Consider the following 14,520-nt stretch of genomic DNA (forward strand, 5'->3'; position numbering starts at 1 on the left):
ACTTTTTGAAAACGCTTTTAAATCTAGATAATTGGAATAGAAAAGAACATTTCCTTTTCTTTAAACAAATGCAGGAACCTTTTTTTGGGGTAAGCATAAATATTGACTGCACCAAAGCCTATGCCGTTTCCAAAGCACTAGACACTTCATTTTTTATCTATTATTTACACAAAACACTGTTAGCCGTAAATACTTTCGAAAGTTTTAGATACCGCATAGACAACACTCATATTTACATACATGACAGGATTGATGCATCGGCGACTATAGGAAGGAGTGATGGAACTTTTGGATTTTCCTTGATAGAATTTCATCCCGATTATGCGGTTTTTGAAAAAAATGCAATGGCCGAAATCGAGCGTATTCAAAATACAGCAGGACTGTTAACTAGAGACTTCAAAGAAGACAATCTCATTCATTTTTCGTCAATTCCGTGGCTGAATTTCACTTCGCTTTCACACGCACGCAATATGACCATTCCTGACAGCTGTCCAAAAATTTCTTTTGGAAAAATGACATTATCTAAAAAAGGAAAAAGAAAAATGCCAATGTCAATCCACGTTCATCATGGATTGATGGATGCTCTGCACGTAGGACAAATGGCAGATTATTTTCAAGAAATTATGAATCAAGATACTGTATAAATAAAATGGAACAATTTTTGTTGATTCTTTCAAAACGAATACTCATTTGAAAAGCAAAAAACATATGAAAAGAATATTTCTTTTTTTTATACTAATTCAAAGCCAGTTTCTTTTAAGCCAGACGGTCTTAGCTACTTTTCCTTTAGAACTAAAAAAATCCAAAGAATACAGGCATATTATCAATGCAGAAAACACAATCACCCATAATATGTTTGTGTTTGCTTCCGATAAAGAAACACTTACTATTCTAAAATACAACAGTTCCTTGTTTCTGAACAGTCAATACTCATTTCCAAGGCCGGACACCAGTCTTACAACAATTGCAGGCTATAGTTTCAACAGCGATGAAAATCCAGCTCTTTATTGGTCAAATGCTGATTTGACCAAAATAACAGCTGTACAATATGATTTGAATTCCAAAACCAGTTATCCCATTAATTATGAACAGCAGTTTTTTAATCAAACCGTTATTACACAATTTCAGGAAAACAATACATTCTATATCCTTGCACAAAAACAATTTGAAGAAAAATTAATACTGTACATTTTCAAAGATGGCAAAAAAGAAGAAAAAACACTTGATTTTAGTTCTTTTAAATTCAAAAACAGTAAAAATCAAGCAATAAACTTTACCCAAATTCTGGAAGCCTGTCCTATTGAAAAAATAGAAACAAACCAATTCAATCCATTATTTAAAGGCACTCAAAAGACAAAATTTTACGTCCTCAAAAACCGATTGCTTCTGACTTTTGATCATAATGACAATGAAACGCAGGCATTTGATATTGATCTGTCAACCTTAGAAATTCAGGAGAAAAATTTCCCGAAAACTTCAACCAAAAATTATGTCAGCCTGTCTAATTCATATTACCACGAGAGTAAAATATATCAATTCAAAGTCAATGCCGAAGAATTGGTGTTTGAAATAAAAGATTACAACACAGCAGCTATCATAAAAAACATACTCGTTTCAAAAACCGATACTATTTCCTTTAAAAGTTCTCCTTTATGGCAGCAGTTTGAAGGACAAAGACCAAAAGAGCTCAAAACCACTGCCAAATTTCTGAACCAATTAGTATATTTAGAAGCTGGATTAACAGTTTACAAAACCTCAAATTCGATTTTGATTACATTAGGAGGCACTGGTAACATCCAATTTGCAAATTTCATTAATACATTGTCAGACTTTAATTCATTCGACAATAATTTGCAGTATCAAAATATTCCCACCACTGTTTATTTTGAGAGTATATTCGATAAAAAGTTAGATCACATTAAAAAAGACCAGGAGCCTCTTGCTGTCGATTTTATTTCACGTTTTGAACTGGAACACTCAGAAGTAACCTTACCAAGCATTATACGCTATAAAAATTACTATATTCTGGGTTATTATGACAGTTCTGCAAAACAATATATCATGCGTAAGTTTATTGACGGATTTGACCGTTCGTTTTAAATAGATTTTATAATTAAAAAAACGGCATAACATTAAATATTTTCTTTATTGATCCATTTTCCAACAGCGGGTGCTGTATAATTTTCCATTTTCTCCAGAAGATCATCAATATCACTGCTTATCAAAAGCATCTGCTGATTTACTTCCTTCAAAAGACCTTTGTCTGTCATTGTCTGGATAAAAATAATTAAAGCATCAAAATAACGATCAATGTTTAAAATGGCAATTGGTTTTTTATGCAGTCCTAGCTGTCCCCACGTCAGCATTTCGAAAAGCTCATCCAATGTACCAAAACCGCCCGGCAGAGCGATTACGCCGTCGCAAAGGTCATTCATTTTGGTTTTTCGCTCGTGCATGGTATCAACCAGAATTAATTGAGTAAGTGCTGGGTGAGCAATTTCTTTTGACCTCAAAAAATTTGGCAGCACACCGATTGCTTTACCGCCTGCATTCAAAACACCGTCTGCAACGGCTCCCATAAGCCCGACTTTGGCTCCTCCATAAACCAATTCAATGTTTCGCTTGGCTAATTTCTGTCCAAGCAGAGCTGCCTGAGAAGTGTAAATTTCTTCAGTTCCTGAACTGGAACCACAGAATACGGTTATTCTTTTCATTTCAATAACTATTTAAAATTCTTCAAAAAACATATCACATTACTAAAATACTCCTTAATCCTGAAAAATACAGCTGCTGACTATTTCACCGGCAGGTATTTCTTCATTTTAAAATCCATGAAATATTCCTTTTTGCCCTCTTCGACCAAAAAGTAAACATTAGCGTTTGGTCTTTCTTCCAGTTTACTTTCATCAAGCTGCTTTTTGCTTGTATACCCTAATCCTTGTATCTTAATAGCCGTTTGAGGTTTCATAACCCATTCCATATTGTATACATCAAGAATTCCATTAACTTCCCAATCATCAGAATGGTTGTGATTGTATTCAAAAATATTGTTACTGTAGTTTGTACTTCCTACAAGTTCGTCCTTAAATTTAACTTTGCCTTTAAAACTAATAAAAGACCCTTTTAACCCCCTGCAAAGACCTTCTGTAAACCAAATATCATCATTCTCATAATTTATTAGAGTAAGACATTTATGGATAAAATTGAAGTGAGGCAGCGGCACACCATCAGTATCGATAATACCTCCAAAATATTCATCCGGACCTGTCTGTTTTGTTGCCATTGCATAATATTTCCCTTCAAACAGAAAGGGACTCACTTTATCATAATATAGATTTGAGTAAGAGGTAAGCTTACCATTTACATCAACGGTAAAACCTTTGAACCCTCCTTTGGAATCAATAACTTCAATAGTTTCACGTTCACTTTGCATTCCTCTAATCGATGGGAATAACTCCTCATTTGTGAGCTTTTCAACATTGATATTAAAGGTGTCTCCCGAAATTTCGAAATTGTACAACTTTTTATAAAGCCCTTTCATATTAGGTTTAAAAAGTGTTACGTCTTGTAAATTGGAAGTTGGATTAAGAAGTTTTTTATTTGTTACAGCATCTACAAAACCAATTTTACCGTTTATTTTATAGGTTAGCACGTTTTGAAGATTTGATTTGCCTGCTTTTTGAAATAAAGCTGCAATTTCCTTTTTTATTTTTACAATTTCTGCATTATCTTGGGCTGAAAGCAGACCTGAAATTATCAAGAAAAAAAACAAAAGAATTTTAATTTTTGAAGTCATAAGAGTATAATAGATTGCTGTTAATTCATTTACGCCTGCACTTTATAAAATTGTGCATAATTGATATTGCGGTAATAAAGCAATATGCATAAGTTTGAATTTATGAAAATTATATTATTTTTTTGCGCATGAAAATAGTGAAAATAATCTGGGAAATCAGCAAAAACTTTTTATTCCTGAATATTTTCTGATGAAAATTAATTCAAATAAGTCTGTAGCAATTCAGCAAATTTTATTCTGAAATGGTAATCTGTGAGGGATAGAAACCAGATGCCAAAGCAGCGTGGATAGCCCGACAGCATAAAATAAAGGGACCGAATCACCATTACAATGATTTGACCCCTTTCTTTATGGTGGCACGCCCAAAAGGCTTTACCCCTTGATCTGTTTTAATGAAGTTTTGATTCCTTTGATTAAAGAAGAACTGAAACCATGAAGCTCCATCTCGTTCAATCCTGCAATGGTACAGCCTTGCGGTGTAGTAACGCGGTCAATCAATTGTTCTGGATGTCCTTTTTCCTCCAGCAGCATTTCGGCAGCACCTTTAACAGTCTGTGCCGATATCTCCAAGGCAGTCTTCCAGTCAAATCCAATTTCGATTCCCGCCTGCATAGAAGCACGTATGTAGCGCAAAGCAAATGCTGTTCCGCTTGCTGCTAGAACGGTTGCTGCATCCATCAGTTTTTCGTCAATGATAGGAGCTGTTCCTAATCCCTGAAAAAGAGTTACTGTTGGCTGTGCTTTTTCTTTGTTTTTTTCATGAAAAGCAATACAGGTAGCCGAAGCCCCAAATTGTGCTGCGATATTTGGCATAATACGCACCGCACTATGATTCTCCCCTATCTTATTCTGTAAATTCTCTATAGAAAGTCCGCTTACTGCCGAAGCGATTACTTTACTGGAAATCACAGGCAGAATCTCAGCCAGAACGGTATCTACCTGATAGGGTTTTATCGTCAGGATAACAACATCTGCTTCCTGAATATTACTGGTATTATCTGTAGTGATTGTAACTCCTAATTCTTTTAAATGCGAAATAGGAGCCAAATTGCGTCTCGTTACCGTTACCTGGTTATCTTTAGTAAATTTTGCTATCCCGATTGCGACAGAAGCCCCAAGGTTTCCTCCGCCTATGATATGTACTTTCATTCTTGTATCTTTTTATTCTTTGATTGATTAATAGTATTTCGGATGCCGAAAAAAAGGAATTACAAAGAACACAAATTATCCCGAATCTATTATTTTTAAATTTAAATAAATTCGGGATAATTGTTATATTCTAAAAGTTGCCGATGTTTAATATCCTAATATCAGTCTGGCTATCTCAAAATAAATCATGATGCCGAAAACATCGTTTGTAGTAGTAATAAAAGGTCCTGTCGCAATTGCAGGATCAATTTTCCTTCTATGTAAAAACAGAGGCACTAATACCCCTAATGAAGCTGCAAATACTATTACTACAAGCATGGAAATAGAGATAGCAAATCCAACTAGATACTGCTGATACATTAAAGAATGGTACAAAAATAAAAATAATGATATTATCGTTCCCGAAATCATAGCAACCGAAAGTTCCTTAGTTAAGTATTGACTGCTGTATTGTTTTAAAGTTCCGTTGGCCAGACCCTGCACCACAATTGCAGATGCCTGCACACCAATATTTCCCGCTGTAGCCGAAAGTAAGGGAACAAATATCATCAAAGTAAAATACTGCTGCCCCGTAGTCTGATTGCCTTCGAGAACCTTTGAGGCAATAATTTCAATTACCATTCCTATCAAAAGCCACGGCAGTCTTGCTTTCATCAGCTCCAGAACAGTATCGCTCGACTCTACGTCATTAGTAATACCCGCTGCCAATTGATAATCTTTTTCGGCCTCGTCTTTGATAACGTCCACGATATCGTCAATAGTAATTCTCCCTACTAAACGTCCCAGTTCATCCACTACAGGAATAGCTTCCAAATCGTATTTCTGCATGATTCTGGCCACCTCAACATCTTCTGTATCTACATTTACCGAATTCAGTTTTCGGATATATACATCGCTGATATTTGTCCGTGTAGAAGTCGTCAGCAGATCTTTCAGCGACAATCGGCCTTTTAATCTGTCTTCGTCATCGACTACATAAATAGAATGGACTCTGGAAATATTTTCGGCCTGAATACGCATTTCTTTTACACAGGTAAGCACGTTCCAGTTTTCATTCACTTTTACAAGCTCCTTGTGCATGATTCCTCCTGCAGTATCTTCCTTGTAACGTAAAAGTTCTACAATGTCCTTAGCATGTTCAACGTCCTGCAGCTCTGATATTACTTCGGCTTTTTTCTCTTTCGAAAGTTCCCCGATAATATCGGCCGCATCATTGGTTTCTAATTCGTCAAGCTCTTCGGCAATCTCTTTTGGCGAAAGCCTGTTTAATATATTCTCCCTTAAATCATCTTCTAACTCTAATAGGATTTCGGCAGTTTTTTCACTGTCCAGAACTTTAAAGATATACGTTGCCTGATCAAAGTCTAATTCATCTAAAACTTCGGCAATATCAGCATGGTGCATATCATTCAATAAAACTTCCAGCTGCTGGTCATTTTTACTTTGAATAAATTCACCGAGCTGCAGTATTAATTCTTTGCTGATTTTAAACTCCTCCATCGGCTTCTATTTTTTGGGTCAATGCTATAAATTCTTTGTAATCCAATTGCTCGGGACGAAGATTAAAAACTTCGTCTTCTCTCAATTTATCGGACAAATTTAAGGTTTTTAAACTGTTCCGCAAGGTCTTTCTGCGCTGCTGAAAAGCCGTTTTTACAACCGTGAAAAACAATTTTTCGCCACAAGGCAGACTAAAATCTTCTTTCCTTCGCATACGCATCACTCCCGACTTTACTTTGGGTGGCGGATTAAAAACATTTTCGTCTACGGTAAATAAATATTCAGTATCATAAAACGCCTGTGCCAAAACGGACAGGATTCCATAAGCTTTGGTTCCTTTTTTCTCACAGATACGTTCTGCTACTTCTTTTTGGAACATTCCGGCAAATTCAGGAATCTGATTGCGATATTCCAATGTTTTAAAAACAATCTGCGTCGAAATATTATACGGGAAATTTCCAATGATAGCAAATTGTTTCCCAGCGAAAACTTCATTTATATCGTATTTGAGGAAATCTTTTGAAATGATTCTGCCCTTCAATTTATCATAATGAACACCCAGATATTCAACCGATTCAGTGTCAATTTCGATAACATATGTATTGATTGGTTTTTCCAGCAGATACTTGGTCAGTACTCCCATTCCGGGTCCTATTTCCAGTACATCTTCATACCCTTCTAAATTCAGGGTGTCAGCGATGTCTTTCGCTACGCTTTCATCTTTTAAGAAATGCTGTCCGAGGTGCTTTTTGGCTGTTACTTTTTCCATATCGTTATTGCGAGGCACTGTGTCTTCTCGCTTTATTTAGGGTTATAATCTCGCAAAGACGCAAAGACAAAATTTAATTTTAAATCCAAAGATTTTTAATGATCTGAAATCACTTGCAATTCAGTTCTAAAAGTCAGCATTTTGTCGCCAAACAATTTTTGTCCTTCCTCTATTAATTTTGGAGCATCTTCCTGATAGTATTTTGCTAATGTTTCCTTACTGTCCGTTTCATACTGAACAGAATAAGTAACGCCGCCCATTTCCTCCTCAACCAAAACTCGGACTAAACGAGCTGAACTAAATTTTCCGCAAGCCAGCATTTCGGGAATATGTTTGTGCTGCATCCAGATCATCCATTGATCATGAACGCTTTCATGTATGTTTGTGGTAACGTTGTATATAATCATTTTTTTTATTGTTAATTTGGTTAATTGTTTAATCGAAGAAAGTTAAAAAGATAAAATAATTAACCGATTAAACTCTTCTTTTATTAATTATACTTATTTGTTTAATCATTAATTCGGTTAAACAAATAAACAATTAAACAATTAAACGATTAAACTTTTCTTTAAAGGTTCGTATCTCCTCGCAATTCCCTGAATTTCCTTCTGGCATCGACAAAATAGATACTGTCCTGATGCGCAAAAATTATTTTCTCGTATAAAGCTTTTGCCTTATCAGGCTGCTGTAATTGTTTATTATAAATCTCTGCCGAGAAATACAGTGCTTCATCAATATAAATTCCGTCACTGTGATGATCAATAATATCTTGATATTGTGCCAAAGCCAGCGTATTATCACCCAGTTTTTCATACAATCTGCCCAATCGGAGCAAAGTCACGGCTTCGATTTCCTGTCCTTTGAAACTTTTCAGAATCTGCTGAAACTGAGCTACAGCTTCCTGATTTCTATTTTGGTACAAAAGATAATCTCCTTTGGCAAATTGCTTCAAAGCCGTCTGAGACGAATCGGCAACGGTATTGTCATTAATCAAAAGAAAATATTCCAAAGCGTCATTGGCAATCAGCTGGGTAGTGGCCGATTTTAGTTCTTTGAACTGTTTCAAAGCCCATTCAAAATCGGTTTTAAAATAACTTGTTTTTGCTGATTTCAAACTTGCTTCGTGCGACAGCACATTATTCTGCAGATTTTCCTGAATCTGAGAATAATAGAGTAATGCCTGATTGAACTTTTCTTCAGAAAGCAAAATATCCGCCAGTTCCATTTTGCACTGTGCCTGATCAAATTGATTCAGCTGCATCTCCGCTGCCCGCTTTACAATGGTTTTACCCAAAGTGGGGTTTTTCATTATGAAACTTACAAAATGTGCTTGTTTTAACTGCAAAGATAAAGTAACCGGCGTTATTCCATACTGCTTTAACAAAGCATTAAACTGTGCATCAATAGCAGCAAAATCTTTTTCCTGCGCTTTTTCCATTCGCATCTGCAGTAAATAACTTTGAGCCCTAACAATCAAATCAACATCGGTTGTGTTTTCTAAAACATAATTCATCACCTCGGTGGCAACTTCCTGATTTCCTTCTTCGATAGCGATTTGTCCCAAACTGATGATGTTTGATAATGATTCCGGATTTCGCTTATAAATCGCTTTTTCCTGAATAAACGCTTTTCCAAATTCCTTTTGCTGCATATAAAACCAGCTTAGAAATTGATTCCAAAAAACATCCTGATTTTTTTGAACCCGAACAATTAAGGCTTTCCGGAGACTTTCGTTAAACTTAGATTCCCCTTCAGAAGACATATACCGCGTCAACTGATTTTGAATCATTACAGTCGACTGCTGATTTTCAAAAGCTTCTTCCAAAAAATTAACAGTCATTTGGTCTGTATTTCCTAATTGTCCATACAGCAGAGCCGTTTGATATTTAAAATCAAGGGTTGGCACCATTTCAACCGCCGTCAGATATGATTTTAAAGCATATTCAAGCAGTACTTTTTTTTCAAATGCATTGGCAACACCATAGACTTCGTTTGGATTTTTTCGGATTCTGTCTATGGCCTCATCATAATATTTTTTGGCCTTGACATCATTTTTCTGTAATTGAAAATTATATCCTAATTCGACCAAAAGTGTTGACTGTCCGGATCTTGTCAGTCGGTCCTGAATTTCCTTTTCTACAGGATCAAACTGAAGCAGCTGCTGCATACAGTCAATTTTTCGCTGAAAATAAAAAGGGTTAGACGGCAGGCTGTTTGATAACTCCTGATAACTGACTAATGCTTTCTCAAAATCTCCTTTGTCGTAATAATACTGGGCCAATTGTTCATTTTGGGCAAACCCAATTAATGAAAAAAACAGTGCGATATGTAGGAAGAGTTTTTTCATTTTTAACAGCAATTTTTTATAAAACATATAAGTCATATAAGTTTGCATTTGCTTTATTTTTAAAGTTTTGCAATACATTTATATGACTTATAGGACAAATTTTTAATCACAAATTAATTGGATAATTTCCGATCTAAATTTCAAGCTATTGCCTTTTGGCTAATGGCTATTCACTAATTTATAATATCAAACCCGCAGTATGGACGCAAAACCTCAGGGATTACGATTCCTTCCGGAGTCTGGTAATTTTCTAAAATGCCTGCCAGAACTCTTGGCAGAGCCAATGAACTTCCGTTAAGCGTGTGAGCCAATTGGTTTTTACCGTCTTTATCTTTGAAACGCAGTTTCAAACGGTTCGCCTGAAAAGTCTCAAAATTAGATACTGATGAAATTTCTAACCAGCGTTCCTGCGCTGTAGAATACACTTCAAAATCATAAGTCAAAGCCGATGTGAAACCCATATCTCCTCCGCAAAGACGTAAAATTCGGAAAGGCAGTTTCAATTCTTTCAGAATATTTTTTACATGTTCTACCATTCCGTCAAGAGCTTGGTAGGAGTTATCCGGATGTTCAATACGAACAATTTCTACTTTATCAAATTGATGCAGACGGTTCAATCCTCGCACATGCGCACCGTAAGAACCCGCTTCACGACGGAAACAAGGTGTGTAGGCAGTCCGCAAAATTGGAAATTCATTTTCATTCACGATTACATCCCTGAAAATGTTGGTCACAGGAACCTCAGCAGTTGGAATCAAATATAGATTATCTGTTGCGTCATGATACATCTGTCCTTCTTTGTCCGGCAATTGCCCCGTTCCATAAGCCGAAGCTTCATTCACAAAATGTGGAACCTGAACTTCCTGATAGCCTGCTGCTGTATTTTTGTCAAGGAAATAATTAATTAAAGCACGCTGTAAACGGGCACCTTTTCCTTTGTAAACAGGGAATCCTGCACCTGTAATTTTATTTCCAAGTTCAAAATCAATGATATCATATTGTTTTACCAATTCCCAATGTGGCTGCGCACCTTCGTGCAAAACCGGAATATCACCTTCTTCATAAACATTTAAATTATCGTCTGCCGATTTTCCAGCAGGAACAATAGCTGCAGGAAGATTAGGCAGTGTATATAATTTTTCTGTTAATTCATTTGCTAAAACATCAGCGCTTTCAGCCAATGCTTTGCTTTTTTCTTTTAAAAGAACCGTTTTTTCTTTAAGGATTGACGCTTTCGATTTTTCGCCGGCTTTCATCAATTCGCCTATATCTTTGGACAATTTATTAGATTCGGATAAAGTGTTGTCTAACTCAACTTGCGCAGCGCGTCGTTTTTCATCCAGTTGTACCACTTCTTCAACAACGGCTCTGGCATCCATATTTCTTTTGGCCAAAGCGCTGATTACTTTCTCTTGATTCTCTCTAATAAATGCAATTTGTAACATAGTTTGATTTTTATAACTCAATAATGGAAGCAAATTTAAGGAAATAATTCATGGATTTAATAGCCGCTTTTTTATTTCGCAAAGATTCACAAAGAAGTCGCAGAGACAGGCAAAGATTTTAAAATAAAACTTCTTGATTCTTCGTGTATACTTTGTGAATCTTTGCGAAATAAACTATCAAAAACGAATCTAAATTCAAGCTGTTTTCATAGTAAAATTGCAATGAAATATTGATAAATTGAAAATATTTCTTTCCTTTATACTTTAAAACTAAGTTGAACTCAACTTATTTATTTTTAATTTCACTAAAAACTAGAAATCATGTTATTAAAAAATATCGAAACAGCGCTAAACAAGCAAATCCGTATAGAGGCCGAATCTTCTCAAATCTATTTATCAATGGCATGCTGGGCTGAAGTGAATGGACTGGAAGGTATCGCTCAGTTTATGTACGCTCAATCAGATGAGGAGCGTCTGCACATGCTAAAGCTAATCAAGTATGTAAATGAACGTGGCGGTCATGCTCAAATTACCGATTTGAAAGCTCCAAAAACATCTTACGAAACCTTCAAAGGAATGTTTGAAGAATTATACAAACACGAAGTTTTTGTATCTGACTCGATTAATGAGTTAGTTCATATTACTTTTCAGGAGAAAGATTATGCCACTCATAACTTCCTGCAATGGTACGTAGCCGAGCAGATTGAAGAAGAAGCAACTGCCAAATCAATTTTGGATAAAATCAACCTTATCGGTGACGACAAAGGCGGATTGTATCTTTTTGACCGTGACATCCAGCAGGTAGCCGCTGCTAGTGCTGCTGCAAATGGAGGCGCTGCTACCAAATAGTTAAGATACCTCTTAATAAATAATATCCCCAAAATGCACGAACAGCATTTTGGGGATTTTTTTTGCTCCAAAAGTGTTAAAATTTATTTAGAATAGATAAAAACAACATACCTTTGCATTGGTTTTAAATTCTTTATACACGATTCAAACAGATTCATAACTATAATCCGCAGTTACCTTGAGCAAGAAAGAAAAAGAAAAGGAGAAAAAGGACAAGAAGAAAAAAAAGGATAAAAAAGAAATCCTCAAAAAACTGAAAGCTCTTGAAGGCTGTAAGTCGACTTGCATGTCAAGCTGTAAAGTACCGTCAAACTGTAAATCCAGCTGTTGTGAAAAATACAAGAAAAGCGAAAAGAAACGCTGCAGCCGCTGTCCAATGTTTGATTTATTAAAAAAATCAGCATAGTTTTAGTTCGAATAAAGTATTTTTTACTTCTTTAAAGTGTTCAGCTTAATAATACACACCACTATGTTTTAGAATATTGATTTATTACATAGCCATAAAAACAACAAATTTACTTAAAAGCAATAAAATTAAAATCCATAAACAGCAGTAACCTCACGATTACTGCTGTCTTGTTTTTATAATATTCATAATAATTTTGTTCTGTAAAAGTATTTACTCAAAATCAAATCATGAATAGAAACAAAAATATTGCTTATTACAATCAATCCTTACTGCCTGCACATACTCTTCAAAGATTAAAGAGAAAAACGAAAAAAAAATCTCTCCAAGTACTTTCTAAAATGTTATAATAAAAATCAATATTGTAAATTATAACGTAATTAAACTTTCACTTATAAAGCCGATTTTTAATCATAAAACATAATTTCTATATGTTTTTTGTTAAAAATGTAATTATACATTTATTAAAATACATTAAAAAAACAGGTATAAATACCTGTTTTTAACATAAAATTATATATTTATTTACAAAAATAAGAAAAACTTTATTTTTTAGAATTAGATTTGTGCAATCGATTACAATTAATTGCAATTAATCAATAACCATTTTAAAAACTAAATTTTTATGAAAAAAAATGTACTAATTTGTAAAATTACAAGTGTAATTTTACTTTCGCTGCTTCTTTCAAATTGTCAAAATGATGACACTATCAGCCCGACTGATTCGCAAAACATCACAACCGACGATCAAACTATTTCAAATGATACACAAAGCAGTCCATCTGGCAATTCACTTACACGCAAAAGTACTTCAGTAACTACTGAGACGGCATTAATAAGTGCAATAACCAATGCTGCTCCTGGCGATGTCATCACTGTAAGCGGCACCATTAAACTAACCAAAACACTTCAATTACTAAAAAGCGGTACTTCATCTTCTAAAATAAACTTTACAGGAGGCACACTAGATTGTTCTGGAATATCTTCAGGCTGGGGCGTGAAATTAAATGGAAGTTACTGGAATGTTACCAACATGACCATTAAAAATGCTCCTGATTGCGGTTTGGTTTTACAAGTGGGCGGCTATAACTATATTTATAAAATTACAGCCACAGGCAATAAAGACTCTGGAATTCAAGTTTATAATGGAGCGCATCACAACACTGTAAGTAATTGCTACTCAGCTGAAAATTACGACACAGCAAATGGTGGAGAAAATGCAGATGGTTTTGCCTGCAAACTGTCTGGAGGTGCAGGAAACGTTTTTGACAGCTGTACTGCATACCATAATTCTGACGATGGATGGGATTTGTATGGACAGCCATATACAGTAACCATTAAAAACTGTAAATCACAAAATAATGGATACGGAACAAATGGTGACGGTAACGGATTTAAATTAGGAAGTGCAGGTCAAAATATTCCACATACAGTAACCAGTAATTCGGCCACAAATAATAAAGCATGGGGCTACGACGGAAATGGAAATACCGGACACATAACAATTACCGGAAGTACAGCTTCTGGTAATGGAGCTGGATCATTCACCAGAATCTATTAATTCATTTTAGGTAATGATACTAAATAAAAAGTGTTCGCTAAGCGAACACTTTTTTTATGGAAGATTCAAAGCTCGAAACTACTTTCCAAGCAGCATAATCTCGCTTACTACGACTTCGGTGATGTATCGTTTCTCTCCGTTCTTGTCATCGTAGCTTCTGTGGGTTAGTTTTCCGTCTATGGCAATTTGTTTGCCTTTGGTTACGAATTTTTCGATAATCTCGGCTACTTTTCCCCAAGCAACTACGGGATGCCATTCGGTTTGTTCTACCCTTTCTCCTTTTTCATTTTTGTAAAACTCTTTGGTTGCGATGGAAAGGTTTGCTACTTTTCTCCCATTGTCTAGCGTTTTGATTATTGGATCATTCCCTGTGTTCCCGATTAACTGTACTCTGTTTTGCATGGCGTGTAAAATTTAAATGTTAGCGTATATTATTATTGATATTGTTATTGTTATTGACATGACAAAGATGTGACTGCATGCAAAAATTATTCGGTTAGTAACTGTTTACTTTCGGTTGTAAGTATTTGTAACCGTTTGCAAACGAATAATGTGCTGAGAATAAAAGCGAATGTAATTAATATACAATAAAATATTAGCCCTATATTTGTTGGATATCGCTTACAAACTAGAAAGTAATTACCTCAATTTTTAATATTTTTTTTAGTTTGCTGCGGGTATATACAAGTTACAGGCAA

The 14,520-nt window shown here is 35.2% G+C and carries 13 protein-coding genes; 4 read left to right on the plus strand and 9 right to left on the minus strand.

Annotated features, from left to right (window positions below; genetic code table 11):
* The first annotated feature begins 5 nt into the window (after window positions 1-5).
* Together IRZ80_RS15010 and IRZ80_RS15015 are read left to right on the plus strand one after the other, a co-directional pair.
* Window positions 6-644, plus strand: coding sequence for a chloramphenicol acetyltransferase (locus IRZ80_RS15010; protein ID WP_194642392.1), 639 nt, complete (start codon window positions 6-8; stop codon window positions 642-644).
* 64 nt (window positions 645-708) lie between these two features.
* Window positions 709-2,100, plus strand: a complete 1,392-nt coding sequence (locus IRZ80_RS15015) for a hypothetical protein (RefSeq protein ID WP_194642393.1) — start codon at window positions 709-711, stop codon at window positions 2,098-2,100.
* Window positions 2,101-2,132: 32 nt separating this feature from the next.
* Here the strand turns inward: IRZ80_RS15015 and IRZ80_RS15020 are convergent, their stop codons facing one another.
* The 8 genes from IRZ80_RS15020 to serS all read right to left on the minus strand — a co-directional run bounded on the left by IRZ80_RS15020 (window position 2,133) and on the right by serS (window position 11,006).
* Window positions 2,133-2,714 (minus strand): TIGR00730 family Rossman fold protein, encoded by a 582-nt coding sequence (locus tag IRZ80_RS15020; protein WP_194642394.1) that lies wholly within the window; start codon window positions 2,712-2,714, stop codon window positions 2,133-2,135.
* An 80-nt stretch (window positions 2,715-2,794) separates the two neighbouring features.
* Window positions 2,795-3,796, minus strand: coding sequence for a hypothetical protein (locus IRZ80_RS15025; RefSeq protein WP_194642395.1), 1,002 nt, complete (start codon window positions 3,794-3,796; stop codon window positions 2,795-2,797).
* Between the two features lie 372 nt (window positions 3,797-4,168).
* On the minus strand, window positions 4,169-4,945 hold the full coding sequence (proC, locus tag IRZ80_RS15030; RefSeq protein ID WP_194642396.1) for a pyrroline-5-carboxylate reductase: 777 nt from the start codon (window positions 4,943-4,945) through the stop codon (window positions 4,169-4,171).
* Window positions 4,946-5,092: 147 nt separating this feature from the next.
* Window positions 5,093-6,445 (minus strand): magnesium transporter, encoded by a 1,353-nt coding sequence (gene mgtE / locus IRZ80_RS15035; RefSeq protein WP_194642397.1) that lies wholly within the window; start codon window positions 6,443-6,445, stop codon window positions 5,093-5,095.
* Window positions 6,432-7,214 carry a 16S rRNA (adenine(1518)-N(6)/adenine(1519)-N(6))-dimethyltransferase RsmA gene (gene rsmA, locus IRZ80_RS15040; protein ID WP_194642398.1) on the minus strand — a complete coding sequence of 261 codons (783 nt, stop codon included), beginning with the start codon at window positions 7,212-7,214 and terminating at the stop codon, window positions 6,432-6,434. The genes mgtE and rsmA overlap by 14 nt, the downstream gene beginning before the upstream one ends.
* A 95-nt stretch (window positions 7,215-7,309) precedes the next feature.
* Complete coding sequence (locus tag IRZ80_RS15045) at window positions 7,310-7,621, minus strand: DUF4286 family protein (protein WP_194642399.1); 312 nt, start codon at window positions 7,619-7,621, stop codon at window positions 7,310-7,312.
* A 161-nt stretch (window positions 7,622-7,782) separates the two neighbouring features.
* The gene (locus IRZ80_RS15050) at window positions 7,783-9,561 is read right to left on the minus strand and encodes a tetratricopeptide repeat protein (RefSeq protein ID WP_194642400.1); all 1,779 of its coding nucleotides are present in this window, start codon (window positions 9,559-9,561) and stop codon (window positions 7,783-7,785) included.
* 173 nt (window positions 9,562-9,734) lie between these two features.
* Complete coding sequence (gene serS / locus IRZ80_RS15055) at window positions 9,735-11,006, minus strand: serine--tRNA ligase (protein WP_194642401.1); 1,272 nt, start codon at window positions 11,004-11,006, stop codon at window positions 9,735-9,737.
* A 321-nt stretch (window positions 11,007-11,327) separates the two neighbouring features.
* Between serS and IRZ80_RS15060 the strand changes: the two genes are divergently transcribed.
* Complete coding sequence (locus tag IRZ80_RS15060) at window positions 11,328-11,855, plus strand: ferritin (RefSeq protein ID WP_194642402.1); 528 nt, start codon at window positions 11,328-11,330, stop codon at window positions 11,853-11,855.
* Between the two features lie 1,031 nt (window positions 11,856-12,886).
* Window positions 12,887-13,822, plus strand: coding sequence for a right-handed parallel beta-helix repeat-containing protein (locus IRZ80_RS15065; RefSeq protein WP_194642403.1), 936 nt, complete (start codon window positions 12,887-12,889; stop codon window positions 13,820-13,822).
* 78 nt (window positions 13,823-13,900) lie between these two features.
* On the opposite strand, the gene IRZ80_RS15070 is transcribed toward IRZ80_RS15065, so the two are convergent.
* Entirely contained in the window at window positions 13,901-14,224 is a 324-nt protein-coding gene (locus tag IRZ80_RS15070) for a single-stranded DNA-binding protein (RefSeq protein WP_194642404.1), read from the minus strand.
* Window positions 14,225-14,520 lie beyond the last annotated feature (296 nt).

Origin of the sequence: Flavobacterium sp. HJJ, from assembly GCF_015351475.1 — a bacterium.
In the GTDB taxonomy this organism is placed as follows: Bacteria; Bacteroidota; Bacteroidia; order Flavobacteriales; family Flavobacteriaceae; genus Flavobacterium; species Flavobacterium marginilacus.

Excerpts from the sequence above, each read along its gene's own strand:
- rsmA (WP_194642398.1), bottom strand. The coding sequence starts at position 7,214 with ATGGAAAAAGTAACAGCCAAAAAGCACCTCGGACAGCATTTCTTAAAA.
- IRZ80_RS15045 (WP_194642399.1), bottom strand. The coding sequence starts at position 7,621 with ATGATTATATACAACGTTACCACAAACATACATGAAAGCGTTCATGAT.
- IRZ80_RS15065 (WP_194642403.1), top strand. The coding sequence starts at position 12,887 with ATGAAAAAAAATGTACTAATTTGTAAAATTACAAGTGTAATTTTACTT.
- IRZ80_RS15015 (WP_194642393.1), top strand. The coding sequence starts at position 709 with ATGAAAAGAATATTTCTTTTTTTTATACTAATTCAAAGCCAGTTTCTT.
- IRZ80_RS15050 (WP_194642400.1), bottom strand. The coding sequence starts at position 9,561 with ATGAAAAAACTCTTCCTACATATCGCACTGTTTTTTTCATTAATTGGG.
- IRZ80_RS15060 (WP_194642402.1), top strand. The coding sequence starts at position 11,328 with ATGTTATTAAAAAATATCGAAACAGCGCTAAACAAGCAAATCCGTATA.
- IRZ80_RS15070 (WP_194642404.1), bottom strand. The coding sequence starts at position 14,224 with ATGCAAAACAGAGTACAGTTAATCGGGAACACAGGGAATGATCCAATA.
- mgtE (WP_194642397.1), bottom strand. The coding sequence starts at position 6,445 with ATGGAGGAGTTTAAAATCAGCAAAGAATTAATACTGCAGCTCGGTGAA.
- serS (WP_194642401.1), bottom strand. The coding sequence starts at position 11,006 with ATGTTACAAATTGCATTTATTAGAGAGAATCAAGAGAAAGTAATCAGC.
- IRZ80_RS15025 (WP_194642395.1), bottom strand. The coding sequence starts at position 3,796 with ATGACTTCAAAAATTAAAATTCTTTTGTTTTTTTTCTTGATAATTTCA.
- IRZ80_RS15020 (WP_194642394.1), bottom strand. The coding sequence starts at position 2,714 with ATGAAAAGAATAACCGTATTCTGTGGTTCCAGTTCAGGAACTGAAGAA.
- proC (WP_194642396.1), bottom strand. The coding sequence starts at position 4,945 with ATGAAAGTACATATCATAGGCGGAGGAAACCTTGGGGCTTCTGTCGCA.